At 58.7% G+C, this 22,418-nt stretch carries 15 protein-coding genes, 2 tRNA genes and 3 rRNA genes; 8 read left to right on the plus strand and 12 right to left on the minus strand.

The window, feature by feature from the left end; translation table 11 throughout:
• Positions 1-13: 13 nt before the first annotated feature.
• From mraZ to BUS06_RS00840, 4 genes are all read right to left on the minus strand, one after another.
• Entirely contained in the window at positions 14-442 is a 429-nt protein-coding gene (mraZ, locus tag BUS06_RS00825) for a division/cell wall cluster transcriptional repressor MraZ (RefSeq protein WP_074262566.1), read from the minus strand.
• Between the two features lie 453 nt (positions 443-895).
• The gene (gene coq7 / locus BUS06_RS00830) at positions 896-1,522 is read right to left on the minus strand and encodes a 2-polyprenyl-3-methyl-6-methoxy-1,4-benzoquinone monooxygenase (RefSeq protein WP_074262567.1); all 627 of its coding nucleotides are present in this window, start codon (positions 1,520-1,522) and stop codon (positions 896-898) included.
• Between the two features lie 500 nt (positions 1,523-2,022).
• Complete coding sequence (locus tag BUS06_RS00835) at positions 2,023-3,696, minus strand: long-chain fatty acid--CoA ligase (RefSeq protein ID WP_074262568.1); 1,674 nt, start codon at positions 3,694-3,696, stop codon at positions 2,023-2,025.
• A gap of 161 nt (positions 3,697-3,857) precedes the next feature.
• Entirely contained in the window at positions 3,858-5,945 is a 2,088-nt protein-coding gene (locus tag BUS06_RS00840) for a molybdopterin-containing oxidoreductase family protein (protein WP_074262569.1), read from the minus strand.
• A 169-nt stretch (positions 5,946-6,114) separates the two neighbouring features.
• Here BUS06_RS00840 and BUS06_RS00845 point away from each other — a divergent pair, with 169 nt between their 5' ends.
• Positions 6,115-7,308 carry a M20 aminoacylase family protein gene (locus BUS06_RS00845; protein WP_074265845.1) on the plus strand — a complete coding sequence of 398 codons (1,194 nt, stop codon included), beginning with the start codon at positions 6,115-6,117 and terminating at the stop codon, positions 7,306-7,308.
• Between the two features lie 143 nt (positions 7,309-7,451).
• On the opposite strand, the gene rrf is transcribed toward BUS06_RS00845, so the two are convergent.
• From rrf to BUS06_RS00875, 6 genes are all read right to left on the minus strand, one after another.
• Positions 7,452-7,565, minus strand: a 5S ribosomal RNA gene (gene rrf / locus BUS06_RS00850).
• A 209-nt stretch (positions 7,566-7,774) separates the two neighbouring features.
• Positions 7,775-10,654 (minus strand): 23S ribosomal RNA (locus tag BUS06_RS00855).
• A gap of 319 nt (positions 10,655-10,973) precedes the next feature.
• A tRNA-Ala gene (locus tag BUS06_RS00860) sits at positions 10,974-11,049 on the minus strand.
• A 73-nt stretch (positions 11,050-11,122) separates the two neighbouring features.
• Positions 11,123-11,199: transfer RNA gene (locus tag BUS06_RS00865), tRNA-Ile, on the minus strand.
• 66 nt (positions 11,200-11,265) lie between these two features.
• A 16S ribosomal RNA gene (locus tag BUS06_RS00870) occupies positions 11,266-12,796 on the minus strand.
• Together the 16S, 23S and 5S rRNA genes with 2 tRNA genes alongside form the textbook arrangement of a ribosomal RNA operon.
• A gap of 486 nt (positions 12,797-13,282) precedes the next feature.
• Positions 13,283-14,059 (minus strand): enoyl-CoA hydratase, encoded by a 777-nt coding sequence (locus tag BUS06_RS00875; RefSeq protein WP_074262570.1) that lies wholly within the window; start codon positions 14,057-14,059, stop codon positions 13,283-13,285.
• Between the two features lie 136 nt (positions 14,060-14,195).
• Between BUS06_RS00875 and paaN the strand changes: the two genes are divergently transcribed.
• From paaN to paaK, 4 genes are all read left to right on the plus strand, one after another.
• On the plus strand, positions 14,196-15,896 hold the full coding sequence (paaN, locus tag BUS06_RS00880) for a phenylacetic acid degradation protein PaaN (RefSeq protein WP_074262571.1): 1,701 nt from the start codon (positions 14,196-14,198) through the stop codon (positions 15,894-15,896).
• A 169-nt stretch (positions 15,897-16,065) separates the two neighbouring features.
• Positions 16,066-16,857, plus strand: coding sequence for a 2-(1,2-epoxy-1,2-dihydrophenyl)acetyl-CoA isomerase PaaG (gene paaG / locus BUS06_RS00885; RefSeq protein WP_074262572.1), 792 nt, complete (start codon positions 16,066-16,068; stop codon positions 16,855-16,857).
• Positions 16,858-16,957: 100 nt separating this feature from the next.
• The gene (gene paaI, locus BUS06_RS00890; RefSeq protein WP_429411489.1) at positions 16,958-17,350 is read left to right on the plus strand and encodes a hydroxyphenylacetyl-CoA thioesterase PaaI; all 393 of its coding nucleotides are present in this window, start codon (positions 16,958-16,960) and stop codon (positions 17,348-17,350) included.
• A gap of 81 nt (positions 17,351-17,431) precedes the next feature.
• Positions 17,432-18,736, plus strand: coding sequence for a phenylacetate--CoA ligase PaaK (gene paaK, locus BUS06_RS00895; RefSeq protein WP_074262573.1), 1,305 nt, complete (start codon positions 17,432-17,434; stop codon positions 18,734-18,736).
• Between the two features lie 227 nt (positions 18,737-18,963).
• Here paaK and mltA read toward each other — a convergent pair whose 3' ends face one another.
• Positions 18,964-20,115 carry a murein transglycosylase A gene (gene mltA, locus BUS06_RS00900; protein ID WP_254368714.1) on the minus strand — a complete coding sequence of 384 codons (1,152 nt, stop codon included), beginning with the start codon at positions 20,113-20,115 and terminating at the stop codon, positions 18,964-18,966.
• Between mltA and BUS06_RS38515 the strand changes: the two genes are divergently transcribed.
• Positions 20,114-20,248 carry a hypothetical protein gene (locus tag BUS06_RS38515; protein WP_302050847.1) on the plus strand — a complete coding sequence of 45 codons (135 nt, stop codon included), beginning with the start codon at positions 20,114-20,116 and terminating at the stop codon, positions 20,246-20,248. The genes mltA and BUS06_RS38515 overlap by 2 nt on opposite strands.
• A gap of 33 nt (positions 20,249-20,281) precedes the next feature.
• Here BUS06_RS38515 and apaG read toward each other — a convergent pair whose 3' ends face one another.
• Positions 20,282-20,656: a Co2+/Mg2+ efflux protein ApaG gene (apaG, locus tag BUS06_RS00905; RefSeq protein ID WP_074262575.1), complete on the minus strand. Its 375-nt coding sequence runs from the start codon at positions 20,654-20,656 to the stop codon at positions 20,282-20,284.
• A gap of 208 nt (positions 20,657-20,864) precedes the next feature.
• Between apaG and rpe the strand changes: the two genes are divergently transcribed.
• Positions 20,865-21,554 (plus strand): ribulose-phosphate 3-epimerase, encoded by a 690-nt coding sequence (rpe, locus tag BUS06_RS00910; RefSeq protein ID WP_074262576.1) that lies wholly within the window; start codon positions 20,865-20,867, stop codon positions 21,552-21,554.
• Positions 21,551-22,291 carry a phosphoglycolate phosphatase gene (locus tag BUS06_RS00915; protein WP_074262577.1) on the plus strand — a complete coding sequence of 247 codons (741 nt, stop codon included), beginning with the start codon at positions 21,551-21,553 and terminating at the stop codon, positions 22,289-22,291. The genes rpe and BUS06_RS00915 overlap by 4 nt, the downstream gene beginning before the upstream one ends.
• The last annotated feature ends 127 nt before the right edge of the window (positions 22,292-22,418 follow it).

Here is a 22,418-nt window from a genome sequence, read left to right on the forward strand (position 1 = left end):
ATGTGAGCCGCGATCAGAACGTGAAATCTTTTAACGCTTCGGGCATGCCCTCAGCCATTGCCGCCTGTTCCTTGGCGGCGTATGTTTGTGCATCCCACAGTTCGAAGTGGCGGCCCATGCCGAGCAGCGTCAATTCTTTTTCCAGCCCGCCAGCCGTGCGCAATTCCGGCGACACGAGCACGCGCCCTGCGCCGTCCATATCAACGTCCATTGCGTTACCGAGGAAAATGCGCTTCCACCAGGTCGCGTTCATGGGCAGCTTGTCGACCTTGTCGCGGAAGATCTCCCATTCCGGGCGCGGAAAGAGCAACAGGCAGCCGTCCGGGTGCTTGGTGATCGTCACCCGGCCCTCTGCCTGTGTCTGCAGCGCATCCCGATACCGAGAGGGAATAGACATCCGCCCTTTCGCATCGAGCGTCAGCGCCGACGCCCCTTGGAACACTTCTCTCTCCCTTGTCGACTGGAGTTGGCGCTTTAGCGCCTACTCCAGTCCCATGCAGCTTGCTGCGGTCGATCAGAGTTGGCGCTTAGCGCGCCAACCACCCGATCCGTGAAAATCTACCTGAAACCATCTGTGAGATCACACAAAAATACACTTTCTCACACTGTCTCCCACTTTAGAGGAAGCCCCAGGAGGGGTCAAGGGAGATGCGTGGTTTTTTAACGAAATTTGTTTGTTAGAACAAGGACTTAGCGCGACTCTTTCAAGTCAGGCCTAAAACAGAAAACCGTTATAAATGAATGGACTAGTGCAACTTGTGAAGGTGATACGTGAAAAGTCCCGGGGAAAGGCGTGGAATCTAAGCGATCTGCGGCGGGGGATTAAACGAATCAGCGGAGGGTTTGAGGCGATTGAACGGACGACGCACGCTGCGCCGTCCCACTTCCACAGCGGTTAAACGTAGTAGGCAGTCCGGGTCATGATTTTCGACGCCGCGCGCATCAGGACGCGAGCGGGAAAAGGCAGTTCGACACCGCCCGCATCGATTGCGGCTTTACCGTGCGCGGCCTCGTCGGTGCGCATCTGTTCGACGATCGCGCGAGACTCGAGATCCGCCTCTGGCAGTTTCTCGAGATGGCTGTCGAGGTGCTGCTCCACCTGACGCTCGGTCTCGGCCATGAAGCCGAGGCTCACGCGATCTCCGAAGCGTCCAGCCACCAGACCGAGCGCAAGAGCACCTGCATACCAAAGCGGATTCAGCAGACTGGGACGCGAGTCGAGTGCTTCCAGACGGCGCGCGGTCCACGCGAGATGGTCCTCTTCTTCGCGAGCTGCACGCTCGAAGGTCTCTTTCAAGGCGGGAGAGCGGGTGGCCAGTTTTTGCGCCTGATAAAGCGCCTGGGCACACACCTCACCGACGTGGTTCACACGCATCAGGGCGGCCGCGTGCTCACGCTCGGCCGGCGACAGCTCCGGCATCTCCGCCACCACGGGCGGCACAGGCACTGGACGGTTCATCCGCGATACGCCTGTCATTGAACGTAAACCCCGATCCAGCTCGGTAATCAATTCATCCAGCATCCAGCCCTCCCGGTTCGACACATCAGCCCGGATCTTCCGGAGGTCCGTGCGACGTGCGTCTGCAAAGCAACTCGCGCGTCGGGACTTCCGTTAAGGGCTGATTTCATGACTATTTTTCAATTTTAGACCATGTTGCGTAAACGAAACAGCTACGTACCGAGCAACCTGCTTTTTCTTTGCGCAGGGTATCCCTTTTGTTACATTAGCGACGAACCTCTCGCGAGGGTAGAAAAACAAAGCGACCAAAAAACAAAACGCACCGGGTTAACAAGTCGTAATAAAGCTGTACATCCTAAAGGCGCCTTCGGGCGCTTTTTTTTTCGTATGGCGTTTGTTCGACTGAAGTGGGAGAAAGGTAGCGCCATTGGTGCCGCCTTAGGCCTCGCGCAAATAGAAACGGCCCGGCGAGGATTAACTCGTCGGACCGTTCTTCTTTTGCTCAGGCTGGTTTCGCTAGTCGGCGCTACATGCGGTCAAGACAAGACAAGACAAGACACGCCTCACGCGCGGCCGTCGCGTAATTCCCGCCGCAAGATTTTGCCCACATTGCTCTTCGGCAGTTCCGTGCGGAACTCGATAATCTTTGGCCGCTTGTAGCCGGTGAGCTGTTCCTTGCAGAAAGCGAAGATGTCCGCGTCGGTCAGTGCCTGATCCTTCTTGACGATGAACAGCTTCACCGCTTCGCCCGAATGCTGATCCGGCACGCCAACCGCAGCAACTTCAAACACGCCGGGTAGCTTGGCGACGACGTCTTCAATCTCGTTCGGATAGACATTGAAACCGGACACCAGAATCATGTCCTTCTTGCGGTCGACAATCTTCACATAACCCGCGTCGCTCACCACGCCGACGTCGCCCGATTTGAAGAAGCCGTCCGGGGTCATCACCTTGGCGGTTTCATCCGGACGGTTCCAATAGCCGGCCATGACCTGCGGACCGCGGATGCAGATCTCACCCGGTTGACCGAGGGGCACCTCGTTATTGTCGTCGTCGCGAATCGAGATCTCGGTCGATGGCAGTGGCAAGCCGATCGTGCCGCTGTACGAAGTAACCGACACGGGGTTGCAGGTCACACACGGCGACGTTTCCGACATGCCGTAACCTTCGACGATCGGCGTGTGCGTCCTTTCATACCAGCGCTTCGCGACGGCTTCCTGAACAGCCATCCCCCCACCATTGGCGACGAGCAGCTTCGAGAAGTTGAGCTTGTCGAAATCGGGATGGTTGAGCATCGCGTTATAGAGCGTGTTCACCGCCGGAATAGTGGTGATCGCATAGCCTTGCAGTTCCTTGATCATGCCACCGATGTCGCGCGGATTTGGAATCAGCACGCCAAGCCCTCCCGTACGAACGGTGAGTAGTCCGCACACCGTCAAGGCGAAGATGTGATACAGCGGCAGCGCGACGACGGTGATGAACTGGTCGATGTCGTCTCGACCCTCGCGCGCCGGGTCGAGCCAGACTTGCGACTGCAGGACGTTGGCGATCAGGTTGCGATGGAGCAAGGTGGCGCCTTTCGCGACGCCGGTCGTGCCACCGGTGTATTGCAGGAACGCGACGTCGTCCGGCCCTTGCTTGACCGGCTTGAACTCCTGGCGAGCACCCTCGGCAATCGCTGCATTGAACTTGATGTGCCCCGGCAAGCTCCACGCCGGCACCATCTTTTTAACGTGACGTACGACGAAGTTCACGATGAGCCCTTTCGCGCCCATCAGATCGCCCATCGCCGCGACCACCACATGCTTGACGGCCGTATTGCGCAGCACCGCCTGGAGCGTCACCGCGAAATTCTCGAGCAGGATGATGGCTTCGGCGCCGCTATCCTTGAGTTGATGTTCGAGCTCGCGTGGCGTGTAAAGCGGATTCACGTTCACCACCACGTATCCCGCGCGCAAGATGGCTGCGATCGCCACCGGGTACTGCAGCACGTTGGGCATCATGATCGCGATACGCGCGCCCCGCGCGAGACCTTTGGACTGGAACCACGCCGCAAGCTTGCGCGACAGGGTGTCCAGTTCGCCATACGTTATCTGCTTCCCCATGCAGACGAACGCAGGCTTGGTCTGATATTCACGAAAGCTTTCTTCGAACAGTTCGGCAACGGACGAGTACTGACTCGGATCGATCTCTGCTGGAACGCCGGGCGGATATGATTTCAGCCAGATTTTTTCCATGCGGCGTCTCCTCCTTTATTTTCGAATGGTCGTGCTAAACGGGCATCGTAGCATGCGCTCTACTCTGCCATTTGCGAATGCACGTAGGTTAGATGCCACCCTCCAACACGGTTCGCACTCAACGGCGTGCTGTGATGGAAGCAGGTGTCGTGCGATGCGTTTCAAAGGCTTGCAACGCGCTCGACCTCGACGAGGCAATCGTAGAAGGTGGCCGAACCGCCAAGGTCTGTCAGCGCCTGACTCGTCACCTGATTCGCGTTGCAGCCGTCGGGGGCGAGTTTTTTCCACCAGATAGAAAGTCCGACTACGAGACCTTCCCGCGCCTTGTCGGTGACCCGGGCGCGGGCTTGCATCGAACCGCGGTCGTTGAAAACGCGCACGAGGTCGCCATCGATAACCTCGCGCCGGCTCGCGTCGATGGGGTGAATGTCGAGATGCGGCTCGCCTTCGGTCGACCGCAAACTCTCCACGTTGACGAAGGTGCTGTTCAGGAAATTGCGGGCCGGCGGCGAAATCATCGCCAGAGGAAAACGGGCCGCGAGTTCAGGGGCGCCGTCGGCGGATTCGTAGGGCGGCAAATAGTCGGGCAACGGATCGAGTCCTTGCTGTGCGAGCCGCCCGCTAAAAAATTCGCACTTGCCGGAAGGAGTGCGGAACCCGCCTTCGGCAAAGGGAGCATCAGGCAGATTGAGCTTCGCCCAGCCGCTCGCTTTCAGGGACACCCAGTCGACACCTGCGAATACCGGGTCGCTCCAACGGAACGCGTTTGCGGCCACGCTATCGTCGGTCTCGAACAGTGCCGGCTCCTGCAGGTTCATATGGCGGGCGATGCCGCGGAAGATTTCAGTGTTGGGCCGGGCCTCGCCTACCGGTTGAATCGCGGGCAGGTTCGCCATCACGTGCGTGTGCCCGTAAGACTTATGCAGATCGAGATGTTCTAGCTGCGTGGTCGCGGGCAGCAGCAAGTCGGCGTAGTCAGCGGTGTCAGTCTGAAAATGCTCGAGGACGATCGTAAACAGATCCTCCCGCGCAAAGCCGGCCGCAACCCGCTGCGAGTCCGGTGCAACAGCAACCGGGTTCGAGTTGTAGACGATCACCGCTTCGATCTTGGGACCGAATTGGGCGTCGCCGGGATGCAGCAATGCGTCGCCAATCGCATTCATATTGATCACGCGCGGCTGGTGCGACGGCCAACCGGGGATCAGGTCAGGACGTTGCAGCGCGTGGGAATCGACCGGAGCCCAGCCCGACGAAGAGAGCAACGCCCCGCCGGCGCGCTCGCGCCACGCGCCGGTCAACGAGGGCAGACAGGCGATGGCGCGCACCGCATTGCCCCCGCCGCGTACTCGTTGCAAGCCGTAATTCATGCGGATCGCGGCCTTTCGGGTTCCACCGTAAAGGCGTGCGAGGTCGACGATCGTCTGCGCATCAATACCGCAAATCTGGGCTACGCGAGCGGGTGGGTAGTCCAGCGCGCGGGCCTTCAGTTGTTCAAAGCCCAAGGTATGTTCGGCGATATAGGCGTGATCGAGCCAATCTTCGGTGATCAGCACGTTCATCATGCCGAGGGCAAGCGCACCGTCGGTGCCGGGTTTGAGGGCGATATGCTGATGGCATTTTTCCGCCGTCAGCGAGCGGTATGGGTCGATCGCGATCAGACGCGCACCGTTGCGTTTGGCCTCCTGCGCGCGGGTCCAAAAATGCAGATTCGATGCGATCGGATTCGATCCCCAGATCAGAATGAGCTCGCTCTCGGCGAAGTATTCCGTCAGCATGCCGAGACTCGCACCGTAGGTGTACTTCAGACCGGCCGCGCCGGCCGCCGCGCAGATCGTACGGTCCAATTGGGATGCGCCCAGCTTGTGGAAGAACCTCTGGGCGATGCTGTCGCCCTGGACGAGGCCCATCGTTCCGGCGTAGCTGTAAGGAACGATCGCCTCGGGAGCGCGGCTCGCAATTTCCGATAGACGCGCGGCCGCGAGTCCAAGCGCCTCATCCCAACTGATCGGCTCAAAGCGGCCCTCACCTTTGGCGCCGACGCGGCGCATCGGCTTCGTAAGACGGCGCGGATGATGTACCCGCTCCGCATAACGGCTGACCTTGGTGCACAACGCCCCTTGCGTCGGCGGATGATCGGGATCGCCAACCACCTTGATCGCCCGACCATGCTCGACTGTCACGCGCATCGCGCAGGTGTCCGGGCAGTCATGCGGACACACGGCGCGGGCAAATTCGGTCGGGGCATTCATGGGGAGATCCGTATAAAGGACAACTTGGCACGAAATGCAATTTTATTACGTCCGTGGTCGCCCGCACTCTCCCGCGCCGCCAAAAATGCGGGTGGGCGTAGAATTGATCATCACCGAGCCCGGGCGAATAGCCTCGAGCAACTCAATGCATATCGAAGCACATCGCACTATGAAACTAATCCCCGAAATCCAGGCCGCACACGGCGAAATACAAACCCTCCGACGAACCATTCACGCGCATCCGGAACTGCGTTACGAAGAGACCCAGACTTCCGATCTTGTCGCGAAAAGTCTGACTGAGTGGGGTATCGAGGTCCATCGCGGCCTCGGTAAGACCGGTGTCGTGGGCATTCTGAAGCGCGGCAGTAGCAATCGCTCTATCGGATTGCGAGCCGACATGGATGCGCTACCGATCCAGGAGATCAACAGCTTCGAGCATCGCTCTCGTCACGACGGGAAGATGCACGCCTGTGGACACGATGGGCATACGGCCATGCTATTGGGTGCTGCTCGACACCTGGCCAGGCATGGCGAGTTCGACGGAACGATTGTGTTCATTTTCCAGCCGGCCGAAGAAGGCGGTGCAGGCGCGCAGGCGATGATCGACGATGGTCTGTTCACGAAGTTTCCCGTCGATGCTGTGTTCGGGATTCATAACTGGCCGGGTATGCCGGCTGGGCAATTCGGCGTGACCGAAGGCCCGATCATGGCGTCGAGCAACGAATTCCGCATCGAAATCACAGGCGTAGGATCACACGCGGCGATGCCGCACAACGGTCGCGACCCTGTTTTCACCGCGGTGCAGATCGCCAACGGACTGCAGGGCATCATCACGCGTAACAAGAAGCCGCTGGATACGGCGGTACTGTCGATCACGCAGATTCACGCAGGCGATGCGGTGAACGTCGTTCCTGATCGAGCCTGGATGGCGGGCACGGTGCGCACGTTCACGACGGAAACGCTGGACCTCGTCGAAGCTCGTATGCGGACGATTGCAGAGAATATTGCTGCGGCTTACGACTGTTCGGTAAATATCCGCTTCCATCGCAACTATCCGCCTACGGTGAATAGCAGCGAAGAGACGCGCTTTGCCGCGTCGGTCATGAAGGAGGTTGTGGGGGCAGAAAACGTTGACGACGCCGTGGAGCCAACAATGGGCGCCGAGGACTTTTCGTTCATGCTGCTCGCCAAGCCGGGTTGCTACGCTTTCCTCGGCAATGGAGGGGGCGGGCATCGCGATGCCGGTCATGGTGCCGGGCCCTGCATGCTGCATAACGCGAGTTACGATTTTAACGATGAGCTTTTGCCAATCGGATCGACGTATTGGGTAAGGCTCGCGCAGAAGTTTTTGGCGTCCAAGTAGTTTGGTGGGTTTGGTTTGTTGCGGGCGGGGCACGCTCTCCGCTCGCCCGAGCGGTATCTGGCACTAGGTGGCCTGCGCGCTTTCATGGGCGTAAACGCAGAAACCCCACCTTTGCGGGGTGGGGTTTCTGATGCTGCTAGGGAGCCTGACGATTACCTACTTTCACACGGGTAATCCGCACTATCATCGGCGTGGAGTCGTTTCACGGTCCTGTTCGGGATGGGAAGGGGTGGTACCGACACGCTATGGTCATCAGGCATGACTGGTTGCTGCACTGCTCATGGAGCAATACAGCCAATCGGGAAGAAGTAGTTTCTGGTGATGCTCACCAGCGGGAGCGTTCTGGGGTTGTGTTGTTTCTGGCACAACACTGATCTCAACCTGCGTGCTCCGTGCCCCCTTCGGGGGTGGGGTCCGCGTAAGTGCTGAAGCACTAACGCTGACCGACACGAGACACACCTGTTATAGGATCAAGCCTTACGGGCAATTAGTATCAGTTAGCTTAACGCATTACTGCGCTTCCACACCTGACCTATCAACGTCCTGGTCTTGAACGACCCTTCAAGGGGCTCGAAGCCCCGGGGATATCTCATCTTAAGGCGAGTTTCCCGCTTAGATGCTTTCAGCGGTTATCTCTTCCGAACATAGCTACCCGGCGATGCCACTGGCGTGACAACCGGTACACCAGAGGTTCGTCCACTCCGGTCCTCTCGTACTAGGAGCAGCCCCCTTCAAATATCCAGCGCCCACGGCAGATAGGGACCAAACTGTCTCACGACGTTTTAAACCCAGCTCACGTACCTCTTTAAATGGCGAACAGCCATACCCTTGGGACCGGCTACAGCCCCAGGATGAGATGAGCCGACATCGAGGTGCCAAACACCGCCGTCGATATGAACTCTTGGGCGGTATCAGCCTGTTATCCCCAGAGTACCTTTTATCCGTTGAGCGATGGCCCTTCCATACAGAACCACCGGATCACTATGACCTGCTTTCGCACCTGCTCGACTTGTCGGTCTCGCAGTTAAGCACGCTTATGCCATTGCACTATCAGCACGATTTCCGACCGTACCTAGCGTACCTTCGTACTCCTCCGTTACACTTTGGGAGGAGACCGCCCCAGTCAAACTGCCTACCATGCACTGTCCCCGACCCGGATAACGGGTCAAGGTTAGAACCTCAAACAGACCAGGGTGGTATTTCAAGGTTGGCTCCACGCAGACTGGCGTCCACGCTTCACAGCCTCCCACCTATCCTACACAGACCGGTTCAAAGTCCAATGCAAAGCTACAGTAAAGGTTCATGGGGTCTTTCCGTCTAGCCGCGGGGAGATTGCATCATCACAAACACTTCAACTTCGCTGAGTCTCGGGAGGAGACAGTGTGGCCATCGTTACGCCATTCGTGCAGGTCGGAACTTACCCGACAAGGAATTTCGCTACCTTAGGACCGTTATAGTTACGGCCGCCGTTTACCGGGACTTCAATCAAGAGCTTGCACCCCATCATTTAATCTTCCGGCACCGGGCAGGCGTCACACCCTATACGTCCACTTTCGTGTTTGCAGAGTGCTGTGTTTTTATTAAACAGTCGCAGCCACCAGTTTATTGCAACCCCTTCACCCTTTGCCCGCAGGGGCATCAAGCTACAGGGGCGTACCTTATCCCGAAGTTACGGTACCAATTTGCCGAGTTCCTTCTCCCGAGTTCTCTCAAGCGCCTTAGAATACTCATCTCGCCCACCTGTGTCGGTTTGCGGTACGGTCTTGTTGAACTGAAGCTTAGAGGCTTTTCCTGGAACCACTTCCGATTGCTTCGTCGCCTAAGCGACTGGCCTCACACCCTTGAATTCCGCGCCCGGATTTGCCAAAGCGCCTTCTCCAATGCAAGGACCGGGACTTCCAACACCCGGACAACCTTCCGCGATCCGTCCCCCCATCGCATTCAACAATGGTGCAGGAATATTAACCTGCTTCCCATCAGCTACGCATTTCTGCCTCGCCTTAGGGGCCGACTCACCCTACGCCGATGAACGTTGCGTAGGAAACCTTGGGCTTACGGCGAGGGGGCCTTTCACCCCCTTTATCGCTACTCATGTCAGCATTCGCACTTCCGATACCTCCAGCACACTTTCCAGTGCACCTTCGCAGGCTTACGGAACGCTCTCCTACCATGCATATAAATATGCATCCGCAGCTTCGGTATATTGCTTAGCCCCGTTACATCTTCCGCGCAGGACGACTCGATCAGTGAGCTATTACGCTTTCTTTAAAGGATGGCTGCTTCTAAGCCAACCTCCTGACTGTTTTAGCCTTCCCACTTCGTTTCCCACTTAGCAATATTTGGGGACCTTAGCTGGCGGTCTGGGTTGTTTCCCTCTTGACACCGGACGTTAGCACCCGATGTCTGTCTCCCGTGATTGCACTCTTCGGTATTCGGAGTTTGCTATGGCGAAGTAATCCGCAATGGACCCTTCAACCATGACAGTGCTCTACCCCCGAAGGTGATACACGAGGCACTACCTAAATAGTTTTCGGAGAGAACCAGCTATTTCCAGGTTTGTTTAGCCTTTCACCCCTATCCACAGCTCATCCCCTAACTTTTCAACGTTAGTGGGTTCGGACCTCCAGTACGTGTTACCGCACCTTCATCCTGGCCATGGATAGATCACCTGGTTTCGGGTCTACACCCAGCGACTGAATCGCCCTGTTCGGACTCGCTTTCGCTACGCCTGCCCTAATCGGTTAAGCTTGCCACTGAATGTAAGTCGCTGACCCATTATACAAAAGGTACGCCGTCACCCCTTGCGAGGCTCCGACTGTTTGTATGCATGCGGTTTCAGGATCTGTTTCACTCCCCTCCCGGGGTTCTTTTCGCCTTTCCCTCACGGTACTGGTTCACTATCGGTCGATCACGAGTATTTAGCCTTGGAGGATGGTCCCCCCATCTTCAGACAGGATTTCACGTGTCCCGCCCTACTTGTCGTACACCTAGTTCTTCCAAACTGCTTTCGTCTACAGGGCTATCACCTGCTATGGCGGCACTTTCCAGAGCCTTCGACTAACAGTAAAGATAAAGAGTACAGGCTGGTCCCATTTCGCTCGCCACTACTCTGGGAATCTCGGTTGATTTCTTTTCCTGCGGCTACTTAGATGTTTCAGTTCGCCGCGTTCGCTTCGCACAGCCTATGTATTCAGCTGCGGATACTCCATACGGAGTGGGTTTCCCCATTCGGACATCTACGGATCAAAGCTCGTTTGCCAGCTCCCCGTAGCTTTTCGCAGGCTACCGCGTCCTTCATCGCCTGTGATCGCCAAGGCATCCACCACATGCACTTGTTCGCTTGACCCTATAACGGGTGTGTCTCATGTGTCACCCACTGGGAATGACACGCTTGCCACACACGCTACAGGTTGAGTATTCGTGTTGCGCCGTATTCCAAGGCAATCTTTCGATCACCTTTTCATACATTGATACAATCACAACCCTGATTCACCTACTCAATCACCCATCTCTAAGTGATCTTTCGTGAATCTCTTTACTACTTCTTCCTGATTGTTAAAGAACGACAGCCGATATCGCAATCTCTGATTGCGTATCACTCTGACTGGCTCAATCGCCAATGCATAACGCCCGGTTCACCGAACCAGACTTTCTGCATTGAAGATTGGTGGAGGATGACGGGATCGAACCGACGACCCCCTGCTTGCAAAGCAGGTGCTCTCCCAGCTGAGCTAATCCCCCAGTCACACAGACATCTCTATCTGTATTGATGCCCCAGGGGTTTCAGTCATTAGCGCAGCCACCGCAGAAACAGTGGTGGGTCTGGATGGATTCGAACCATCGACCCCCGCCTTATCAAGACGGTGCTCTAACCGACTGAGCTACAGACCCCTGAGTCTGTCTTAAATCACAGCCGATAAGCGTGAGCGCTCAACGTTTGACACGTTTTAGCTCGAGAAAGGAGGTGATCCAGCCGCACCTTCCGATACGGCTACCTTGTTACGACTTCACCCCAGTCATGAATCCTACCGTGGTGACCGTCCTCCTTGCGGTTAGACTAGCCACTTCTGGTAAAACCCACTCCCATGGTGTGACGGGCGGTGTGTACAAGACCCGGGAACGTATTCACCGCGGCATGCTGATCCGCGATTACTAGCGATTCCAGCTTCACGCACTCGAGTTGCAGAGTGCGATCCGGACTACGATCGGTTTTCTGGGATTGGCTCCCCCTCGCGGGTTGGCGACCCTCTGTTCCGACCATTGTATGACGTGTGAAGCCCTACCCATAAGGGCCATGAGGACTTGACGTCATCCCCACCTTCCTCCGGTTTGTCACCGGCAGTCTCCCTAGAGTGCTCTTGCGTAGCAACTAGGGACAAGGGTTGCGCTCGTTGCGGGACTTAACCCAACATCTCACGACACGAGCTGACGACAGCCATGCAGCACCTGTGTATCAGTTCCCTTTCGGGCACCCCCACCTTTCAGCAGGGTCCTGACCATGTCAAGGGTAGGTAAGGTTTTTCGCGTTGCATCGAATTAATCCACATCATCCACCGCTTGTGCGGGTCCCCGTCAATTCCTTTGAGTTTTAATCTTGCGACCGTACTCCCCAGGCGGTCAACTTCACGCGTTAGCTACGTTACCAAGTCAATGAAGACCCGACAACTAGTTGACATCGTTTAGGGCGTGGACTACCAGGGTATCTAATCCTGTTTGCTCCCCACGCTTTCGTGCATGAGCGTCAGTATTGGCCCAGGGGGCTGCCTTCGCCATCGGTATTCCTCCACATCTCTACGCATTTCACTGCTACACGTGGAATTCTACCCCCCTCTGCCATACTCTAGCCCGCCAGTCACAAATGCAGTTCCCAGGTTAAGCCCGGGGATTTCACATCTGTCTTAGCGGACCGCCTGCGCACGCTTTACGCCCAGTAATTCCGATTAACGCTTGCACCCTACGTATTACCGCGGCTGCTGGCACGTAGTTAGCCGGTGCTTATTCTTCCGGTACCGTCATCCCCTCAGGGTATTAGCCCAAAGGATTTCTTTCCGGACAAAAGTGCTTTACAACCCGAAGGCCTTCTTCACACACGCGGCATTGCTGGATCAGGCTTGCGCCCATTGTCCAAAATTCCCCACTGCTGCCTCCCGTAGGAGTCTGGGCCGTGTCTCAGTCCCAGTGTGGCTGGTCGTCCTCTCAGACCAGCTACAGATCGTCGCCTTGGTAGGCCTTTACCCCACCAACTAGCTAATCTGCCATCGGCCGCCCCTGTAGCGAGAGGTCCTAAGATCCCCCCCTTTCCTCCGTAGAGCGTATGCGGTATTAATCCGGCTTTCGCCGGGCTATCCCCCACTACAGGACACGTTCCGATGTATTACTCACCCGTTCGCCACTCGCCACCAGGATTGCTCCCGTGCTGCCGTTCGACTTGCATGTGTAAGGCATGCCGCCAGCGTTCAATCTGAGCCAGGATCAAACTCTTCAGTTCAATTCCTGTTACTGTTTTCTATTCTTCCGAATAGGTCGCTCACTCAACGTACTGACGAATTGTTCAATCATCTTGCGATGAAAAAACCTTCCTTTCATTACTGTGTGAGACTTGATACTTTCGCTTTCGCGGCAAACCCCGAAAGGTCTACCGCCGCGTCGCCATCAAGCGCCCACACTTATCGGCTGTTAATTTTTAAAGATCGGTTACGCATTCACCACCAAACCGGCACCGCGTTGCATCACCTTCACAACCCTTCGGTACCGCTTCGTTCTGCGTCGCTGCATCAGCAGCAGAGAAACGAGATTATGAAGAACTTCCGCTACGTCGTCAACAGGTTTTTTGCACCAGCCTGACCTGCCCAACCCGCCGAAAGCCTTGCCACTGCTGGCTCTCCCGCTCCCCGCGCCCCGGTGTCCGAAGCGCGAAAGAACGAGATTCTAGCGACACAGCACATGGCTTGCAAGCGTTATTTGGATAGCCTTATTACCGGTGCTTGAATACCGGTTTGCGCTTCTCCACGAAGGCCGCCATCCCTTCCTTCTGATCCTCAGTCGCGAACAGCGAATGAAACAGCCGGCGCTCGAAATGGACACCCTCTGCAAGCGTGGTTTCGTAGGCGCGATTCACCGACTCCTTGACCATCATGATTGCGGGCAAGGGGAACTCGGCGATCGTCGCCGCGGCAGCAACCGCTTCGTCGAGCAACGTCGCAGCGGGAACAACCCGTGACACCAGTCCTGCACGCTCTGCCTCGGCCGCATCCATAAAGCGCGCGGTCAGGCACAGATCCATTGCCTTCGCTTTCGACACTGCGCGCGGCAACCGTTGCGTACCGCCCGCACCCGGCATGATGCCGAGCTTGATTTCGGGCTGACCAAACTTGGCCGTATCTGCCGCGAGGATAATGTCGCACATCATTGCTAGTTCACAGCCACCACCAAGCGCAAAGCCAGCAACGGCCGCAATGATCGGCTTACGGATAGAGCGTACGGTTTCCCAATTGCGCGTGATGTAGTCGCCTTTGTACACATCCATATAGGTGTAGGTCGCCATCATGCCGATATCGGCACCCGCAGCGAATGCCTTTTCGCTGCCCGTGATGACAATCGCTCCAATCTCATCGTCAGCGTCGAAGGTCTTCAAAGCCGCGCCCAACTCATCCATTAGCGCATCGTTCAACGCATTCAGCGCCTTCGGGCGATTCAGCGTGACAAGACCGACCCGCCCACGGGTCTCGATCAAAATATTCTCGTAAGCCATGCAGCCTCCTTTGTATGAAGAGTGAGTAGCGCGAAAACGCTTCGCACCGAGATCTTAATAATGCTAACATTCACCAACCAACCGGTCGGTCAATTATTCGACAGGATTTCTCCTAACCTCCAGCTTCCATTTCGCCATGACACACCCGCTATTTTCCAAGCACGAAGACACGTTGCAAAAGGCGCTCGCCGCCATCGAAACGCGCGGCTACTGGAGTCCATTCGTCGAGATGCCCAGTCCGAAAGTGTACGGGGAAACAGCGAACGCCGATGGCGAGGTGGCATTCAAGGCGCACCTGAATCAGGCCTTCAAACTGGACCAACCGACTACCGGAGAAACCGTCGGAGCCGAAATCTCGCCGTTTGGCTTTCCGCTCGGCATCCGCTACCCCAAAGCCGACCCCGATGCCCTGCTTGCCGCCGCGGCCGTCGCACAAGCAAGCTGGCGCGCCGCCGGCCCGAAAGCGTGGGTCGGCGTGAGCCTCGAAATTCTGGCGCGCGTAAATCGCGCAAGCTTCGAGATTGGTTACAGCGTCATGCACACAACGGGGCAAGCGTTCATGATGGCGTTTCAGGCAGGCGGCCCCCATGCCCAGGACCGCGCACTCGAAGCCGTCGTCTACGCATGGGATCAACTGCGTCGTATCCCGGCTGACGCCCACTGGGAAAAACCGCAAGGCAAGAATCCGCCACTTGCGATGCATAAGCGCTATACCGTCGTGCCACGTGGTACCGGACTTGTACTCGGCTGCTGCACATTCCCAACATGGAACGGTTATCCGGGATTGTTCGCCGATCTCGCAACCGGCAACACGGTCGTCGTCAAACCACATCCGGGTGCCATTCTGCCGCTCGCTATTACCGTGCGCATCGCGCGCGACGTTCTGCGGGAAGCCGGCTTCGATCCGAACGTCGTCACCCTGCTCGCTACTAACCCGGATGACGGTGCGCTGGTCCAGGATCTCGCGTTGCGTCCTGAAATCAAGCTGATCGATTTCACCGGCAGCACGCAAAACGGTACCTGGCTCGAACGCCATGCACACCAGGCACAGGTGTACACGGAGAAAGCCGGCGTCAACCAGATCGTGATCGACTCGGTCGCCGACATCAAGGCCGTTGCGCGCAATATCGCTTTCTCGCTCGCGCTCTATTCCGGCCAGATGTGCACGGCGCCCCAAAACATCTATGTGCCACGTGACGGCATCCGCATCGCCGAAGGCACACTCAGCTTTGACGCGGTCGCGCAGGCTCTCGCCGAAGCCGTGCAAAAGCTGGTTGCCGATCCCGCCCGCGCCGTCGAACTGTTGGGCGCAATTCAGAATCAAGGCGTCGCCACGCGCGTCGACGAAGCTCGCAAGCTTGGCCGCGTGCTGGTGGAAAGCCAATCGCTCGAACATCCTGCCTTTGCTGGCGCCCGCGTGCTTACGCCGCTTGTCCTGCAACTCGACGCCGCCACCGACGCGGCGAAATTCTCCAAAGAATGGTTCGGCCCAATCTCGTTCGTCGTCGCGACAGACTCGACGATGCAGTCATTGCAGCTGGCCGGCAAGCTGGCCGCGGAGCACGGCGCACTTACTCTCTCGGTGTACAGCACGGATGAAGCCGTCATCGAAGCCGCTCACGAAGCTTCGATCCAAGGCGGCGTGGCGCTGTCCATCAATCTGACTGGCGGTGTTTTCGTCAATCAGTCGGCCGCATTCTCCGATTATCACGGCACAGGAGCAAACCCGGCAGCCAACGCAGCGCTCGCCGATGCAGCATTCGTGGCAAACCGTTACCGCGTGGTTCAGAGTCGTGTTCATGTTGAACCGAAAGCGGCGCCGGCGGCAGTCGGCTGAAAGTCATAAGCCGGAAAGAGTCGATGCGTCCTAGGCCATTTGGCCGAATGGAATACGCGGCCCACCACGCCTAACATGCCAAGGTATTGCACTTGCCATTGAGCGCGTCTGAAGCAGCTGTACCGCACTCAATGGCCATTCAAACGCTAGCAGGAGACAGGAGAAGCCGATGTCATATGAAGCGATCCGCGTCGATTTCGACGCTTCGAGCCGCGTTGCCACCGTGACGCTGAACCGCCCCGAGAAGCTCAACAGCTTCACGCGCTCCATGCATCAGGAACTGAGCGCCGCCCTCGACGAAGTCGTCGCTGGTGGAGCACGAGCCCTTGTGCTGACCGGTGCAGGCCGCGGCTTTTGCGCAGGGCAGGATCTTGCCGACCTCGACTTCACACCCGGCGCCATGACCGACCTGGGCGAGTTGATTGACGCTCACTTCAATCCGCTGATCCGTCGCCTGCAAGCGTTGCCCCTGCCGGTAATCGCCGCCGTGAATGGCACAGCGGCCGGCGCGGGGGCAAATCTCGCACTTGCCTGCGACATCGTCCTCGCAGCACGTTCGGCCAGCTTTATCCAGGCGTTCGTGAAAATCGGTCTGGTGCCGGACTCCGGCGGCACATGGTTCCTGCCGCAGCGCGTCGGTATGGCCCGCGCGCTCGGGCTCGCCCTGACAGGCGACAAACTCAGCGCCGAGAAAGCCGAAAGCTGGGGACTCGTGTGGCAAGTCGTCGACGACGCGGACCTCGCCCCCATGTCCGCCAAACTGGCAGCCCAACTCGCCCAACAACCCACCCGTGCAATCGCCGCGATCAAGCACGCCATGCGCGCCAGCGTCACGCAAACGCTCGATCAGCAGCTCGACCTGGAGCGCGATTTGCAGCGCGAGCTAGGCGCATCCCATGACTACGCGGAAGGTGTGCAAGCGTTCATCGAGAAACGCGCACCGCGCTTCGAGGGCCGTTGAGATGTCCTTACAGCCCGAACAAGCCGTCAACATCGCGCCCCGACCGGTCAGCGGCGCCGCGCTGTCGCCCGACGAACTGGCCCGTGCCACCGCGGATGCCATGTACGCCGCCGATGCCTGCAGCCGCGCGCTAGGACTGGAACTGCTGGAAGTCCGGCCCGGTTACGCGCGTCTACGCATGGTGGTGCGACCCGACTTCCTGAACGGCCACCAGATCTGCCATGGCGGCCTGATCTTCACGCTGGCCGACTCCACGTTCGCATTCGCCTGCAACAGCTACAACCTCAGCACGGTGGCATCGGGTTGTTCGATCGAATTTCTGCGGCCGGTACAAGGCGGCGATGTGCTGACCGCCGAAGCCGTCGAGCAGACATTAAGCGGCCGAACAGGCATTTACGACATTCGTGTCACCAATCGCGCGGACGAAACCGTAGCGATGTTTCGCGGCAAATCTGCCCAGATTAGAGGCAGTGTGATTCCAACAGAAAGCTGAACCGGCAACCCGCGCGATACCCAAAGCCGAAGGCGGTCGCGCGCACCGCAACCCATTCTGAAAGAAGCAAGGAGACATTCGATGAACACCTCGCTCCCGCTCGAGCCGATCGAAACGGCGAGCCGCGACGAACTCGCCGCACTTCAGCTTGAACGACTGAAATGGTCGCTCACGCACGCTTATGAGAACTCGCCGGTTTATCGGCGCAAATTCGACGAGGCTGGCGTCCATCCAGGTGAGGTGAAGACGCTCGCGGACCTGTCGCGCTTTCCGTTCACCACCAAGAAGGATCTGCGCGATAACTATCCGTTCGGAATGTTCGCAGTCCCACAGGAGCAGGTATCGCGGATTCATGCGTCCTCAGGTACAACCGGCAAACCGACGGTGGTGGGCTACACGGCGCGGGACATCGACACATGGGCCAACGTAGTGGCCCGCTCGATCCGCGCGGCCGGCGCGCGGCGCGGTGACAAGGTGCACATAAGCTACGGCTACGGCCTGTTCACCGGCGGACTCGGCGCCCACTACGGGGCGGAACGTGCCGGCCTCACCGTGATTCCGTTCGGCGGCGGCCAGACCGAAAAGCAGGTTCAGCTCATTCAGGATTTCCGCCCTGACATCGTCATGGTGACGCCAAGCTATATGTTGTCCATCGCCGACGAGTTCGAACGTCAGGGCGTCGACCCTGCCCAATGTTCGCTGCGCATCGGCATCTTCGGTGCCGAGCCGTGGACCAACGACATGCGCGGCGCGATCGAAAAACGCATGGGCATCGACGCGGTCGACATCTACGGCCTCTCCGAAGTAATGGGACCGGGCGTGGCATCGGAATGTGCGGAGACCAAGGACGGCCCGACCATCTGGGAAGATCACTTTTATCCCGAGATCATCGATCCGGAAACCGGCAACGTGCTGCCAGACGGCGAACTGGGCGAACTGGTGTTCACCTCATTGACGAAAGAAGCCCTGCCGATCATCCGCTATCGCACCCGCGATCTCACACGACTGCTGCCCGGCACTGCCCGAACGATGCGCCGGATGGAAAAAATCACCGGTCGCTCGGACGACATGATGATCGTGCGCGGCGTGAACGTCTTCCCGACGCAAATCGAGGAGTTGCTGCTGAAACGGCACGTGCTCGCGCCGCACTATCAGATCGTTCTGACGAAAGAGGGTCCGCTCGATGTGCTGACACTGAACGTCGAAGCGTGCCCCGAGACAGCACCCGACACTGCAGCGCTCGCCGCGGCAAAACAGGCTTTGAGTTACGACATCAAGGCGTTGATCGGCATCAGCGCCGTGGTCAACGTGTTACCGGTGAACGGCATCGAACGCTCGGTGGGAAAAGCACGGCGTGTCGTGGACAAGCGTAAGGCGAGCGTCTGAGAACGCCGGCGGCGTTGTCCGCGGAGGGAGAGGTAGCGGGGGACGGAGGTAGCGGTGAAGATAGCGGCAGTACTAGCGAGGCGGGCGTGCCGGCGGTCGTGGATAGCCGCCTAAGCCTGCTCTAGCGACCTGGCGCTCCAGCCCCGACACCGCTTAACCTCAACCTGCCCAGCAGCCTCGGCATCGCCCACAGCCATCCACACACTCCGCCGCCCCACCCCAAAAAATCACGAATTCGGCAACAACAACCACATCCGCCCGGCCTGCCTCATCTTCCCAGCCAGGTCGCCCGCATCATCACCAAGGCCCCAGAAATAATCCGCCCGCACACCACCCTTGATGGCCGACCCCGTATCCTGCGCAAAAACCAGACGGTTCATCGGCGAATTGGTCAACGGACGAGTAGTCTGCAAAAACACGGGCGTCCCTAGCGGAATCGAAGACGGGTCGACGGCAATCGACCGTTCCGGTGTCAAAGGCACGCCCAAGGCGCCGATTGGACCATCGGCCCCGCCGCCCGAAGTACCCTCCGCGGAAGGCATCTCTCGAAAGAAAACAAAGCGCGGATTCGTATCCAGCAGCGCGTCGACACGTGTCGGATTAGCGCGCGCCCACGCCTTGATCCCCTGCATCGTGGCCTGAGACGGCGTCAGCTCGCCGCGATCGAGCAACCAACGCCCAATCGACTTATACGGCTGATTATTGGTGCCGCCAAAGCCGAGCCGCATGACGCTGCCGTCTTCCATCACGATGCGTCCCGACCCTTGCACCTGCAGGAAAAACGCTTCGATCGGATCGTCGACCCAGACAAGTTCATTGCCATTGAGCACACCCGAGCGCTCAAGCTGAGCCCGGCTCGGCATCTCAGCGCCGGGACGATAACCCGCCGGCCACCGATATAACGCCGTCTGATAAACACCATGCTGGGTCCGCGAGCCACGCAGCAACGGCTCGTAGTAACCGGTCACCAGTCCATCGAGCGTGCCGTCGGTATTCGAGAACTGGAACGGGGTGAAGTAGGCTTCGAAGAAAGCGCGGGCGCTCGTCAGATCCAGATCGTCGATCTGCGCCGCCGCCGCACAGGCGCGTTGCCAGTTCGGCAGACGCGCGAGCCGCACGCAGTTCTGCCGCAGCGCGGCCGTCGCCCCGATCAGCGAGTCATCCTGCCAGCCAGGCACCTGTTGCCACGCTACCTGCGTGAGCCTCGCCGCAGCCACCTGACCAGGAACAAACGCCGCGCCGGTCGGCGGCCCGGAAGGCCGCACCGCACCGCCGCCTCCGCACGAAGCCAGCATCACCGCAACCGAAAGCGCCCCCAGCCAGCCGCCGACCGCCCGGACAAAACCCCTACAATGTTCGTACTTGATGGAAACCGCCATGTCTGATCTGTTCGACGAATACCCGATGCTCATGCTCGTACCGGAATTGCTGATAGCGCTCTTCCTGGTCGTCTTCATCGTTATCTATATGTCGTCCGGCAAGAAGAAAGCGAACCGCGACAAACAACGCTAGCGCTGTTTAAAGACCGAAAGCAACGCCGCCGGTTCAATGCAGCGTGCGCGGCATGCGCAGGACAAATTCCGGCACCGGCGCTTCAAAGCGCTCGCCGTCTTCGGCGACGCAGAAATACTCTCCGCGCATGGTGCCGACAGGCGTCGCAATCACGGCCCAACTCGTATATTCGAATTGCTCGCCCGGCTTGAGCAGCGGCTGGTGACCGACCACGCCGAGTCCCTTCACCTCCTGCTCGTGCTTGTCGCTGTCGGTGATCACCCAATGGCGCGCAATCAGTTGTGCCGGCACCTGACCGCTGTTGCGGATAGTCAGCGTGTAGGCGAACGCATACTGACGGCGTTCCGGGTCCGACTCGTCGGGCAGGTACTGGACCTGCGCCGCTACGCTGAATTCGTACTGGCTCATCCTGATTCCGGTCTGGTGAAACGGTGTCGTGAAAGGCTGCGAGAGGCTCGGGCGCCCATACCGTCAGGCGCGCCGGCAAAGGCTTCATTATTGTCCCGCATTCTGCTTTATGCACGGCATGCCCGCAACCCGGCCGTCCCGTCCGGACACGGCCCGGAAATCCACAAGACGGTAAAATGGGTTTTTCCGCCTACCGCCCGCCACCGCCATGACGCAATTCCGCATCTCCCCCAGCATTCTGTCGGCCGACTTCTCGCGGCTCGGCGAAGAAGTCCGCAGTGTCATCGCCGCCGGCGCCGACTGGATCCACTTCGACGTAATGGACAACCATTACGTGCCGAACCTGACCATCGGTCCGCTCGTCTGCGAGGCGCTCCGTCCGCACTGCAGCGTGCCGATCGACGTGCATCTGATGGTGCGCCCCGTCGACCGGATCGTGCCCGACTTCGCCAAGGCGGGCGCCAACGTGATCAGCTTTCACCCTGAAGGCTCGGACCACATCGACCGCACACTGTCGCTGATCCGCGATCACGGCTGCAAGGCCGGTCTCGTGTTCAATCCGGCCACGTCGTTGAGCCACCTCGATTACGTCATGGACAAGGTCGATCTGGTGCTGATCATGTCGGTGAATCCGGGTTTTGGCGGCCAGTCGTTCATCCCCGAAGCGCTCGTCAAGTTGCGAGAGGCCCGCAAGCGCATCGACGCGTACAAGGAAAAAACCGGCCGCGAGATCCATCTCGAAGTGGACGGCGGCGTGAAGATCGACAACATCGCCGCGATCGCGGCAGCGGGCGCGGACACCTTCGTAGCCGGCTCGGCCATTTTCGGCCACCACGACTACAAAACGATCATCGCCGAGATGCGCGCCGAACTGGCGAAAGTCGAGCAGCGCGCATGACGGCAAGCGCAACGCCGCAGTTTGCCGCGCCAGTGTTCAGCGGCCCGCGTATTCTCGCGGCGATCATCGACCTGGACGGCACGATGGTCGACACCGCCGACGACTTCACAGCAGGTCTGAACGGCATGCTCGCCCAACTCGATGCGGCGGAAACCTCGCGCGAGGAAGTGGTGGGTTATGTCGGCAAGGGCTCGGAGCATCTGATCCGCAGCGTGCTCGCGCCGCGCTTCGAGGCGGCCCTGGCACAGGACCGCTTCGACGAGGCACTCGCGATCTACCAGGAAGAGTACGCGCGGATCAACGGCCACCATACGCGACTGTACCCGGACGTCGAGGCCGGCCTGAAAGCCATGCGCGACGCCGGCCTCAAGCTCGCGTGCGTGACGAACAAGCCGTACCGATTCGCTGTAGAACTCCTGGAGCAATACGGGCTTGCCAGCTATTTCAGCGTCGTGCTCGGCGGCGACAGTCTGTCGAAAAAGAAGCCGGATCCGCTGCCGATGCTCACCGCCTGCGCGCAATTGCAGGTCGAGCCCGAGGCGACGGTAGCGATCGGCGACTCCGAAAACGACGCGCTGGCCGGCCGCGCAGCGGGCATGGCGACGCTAACCGTGCCTTACGGATACAACCATGGCCAGGCTATACAAACAATAAAATCGGATGGTATAGTTGCCTCGCTGCTCGAAGCCGCCAAGGCCATTGCAGCGCAACACGCAGCTCACCATACATCGACTTAACAAGTCCATCATCCTCATGTTTCTGAACAAAAAACGGAGTCTGAGCAGCATCGACCGGGGAGCCTGGCCCTGGCGTCGCTGGTCGCGCTAACCTCGCCTGAGGTACGCTGAAGCTCGTCTTCGGCAC

The sequence above is a fragment of the Paraburkholderia phenazinium genome, assembly GCF_900141745.1.
Classification (GTDB): domain Bacteria; phylum Pseudomonadota; class Gammaproteobacteria; order Burkholderiales; family Burkholderiaceae; genus Paraburkholderia; species Paraburkholderia phenazinium_B.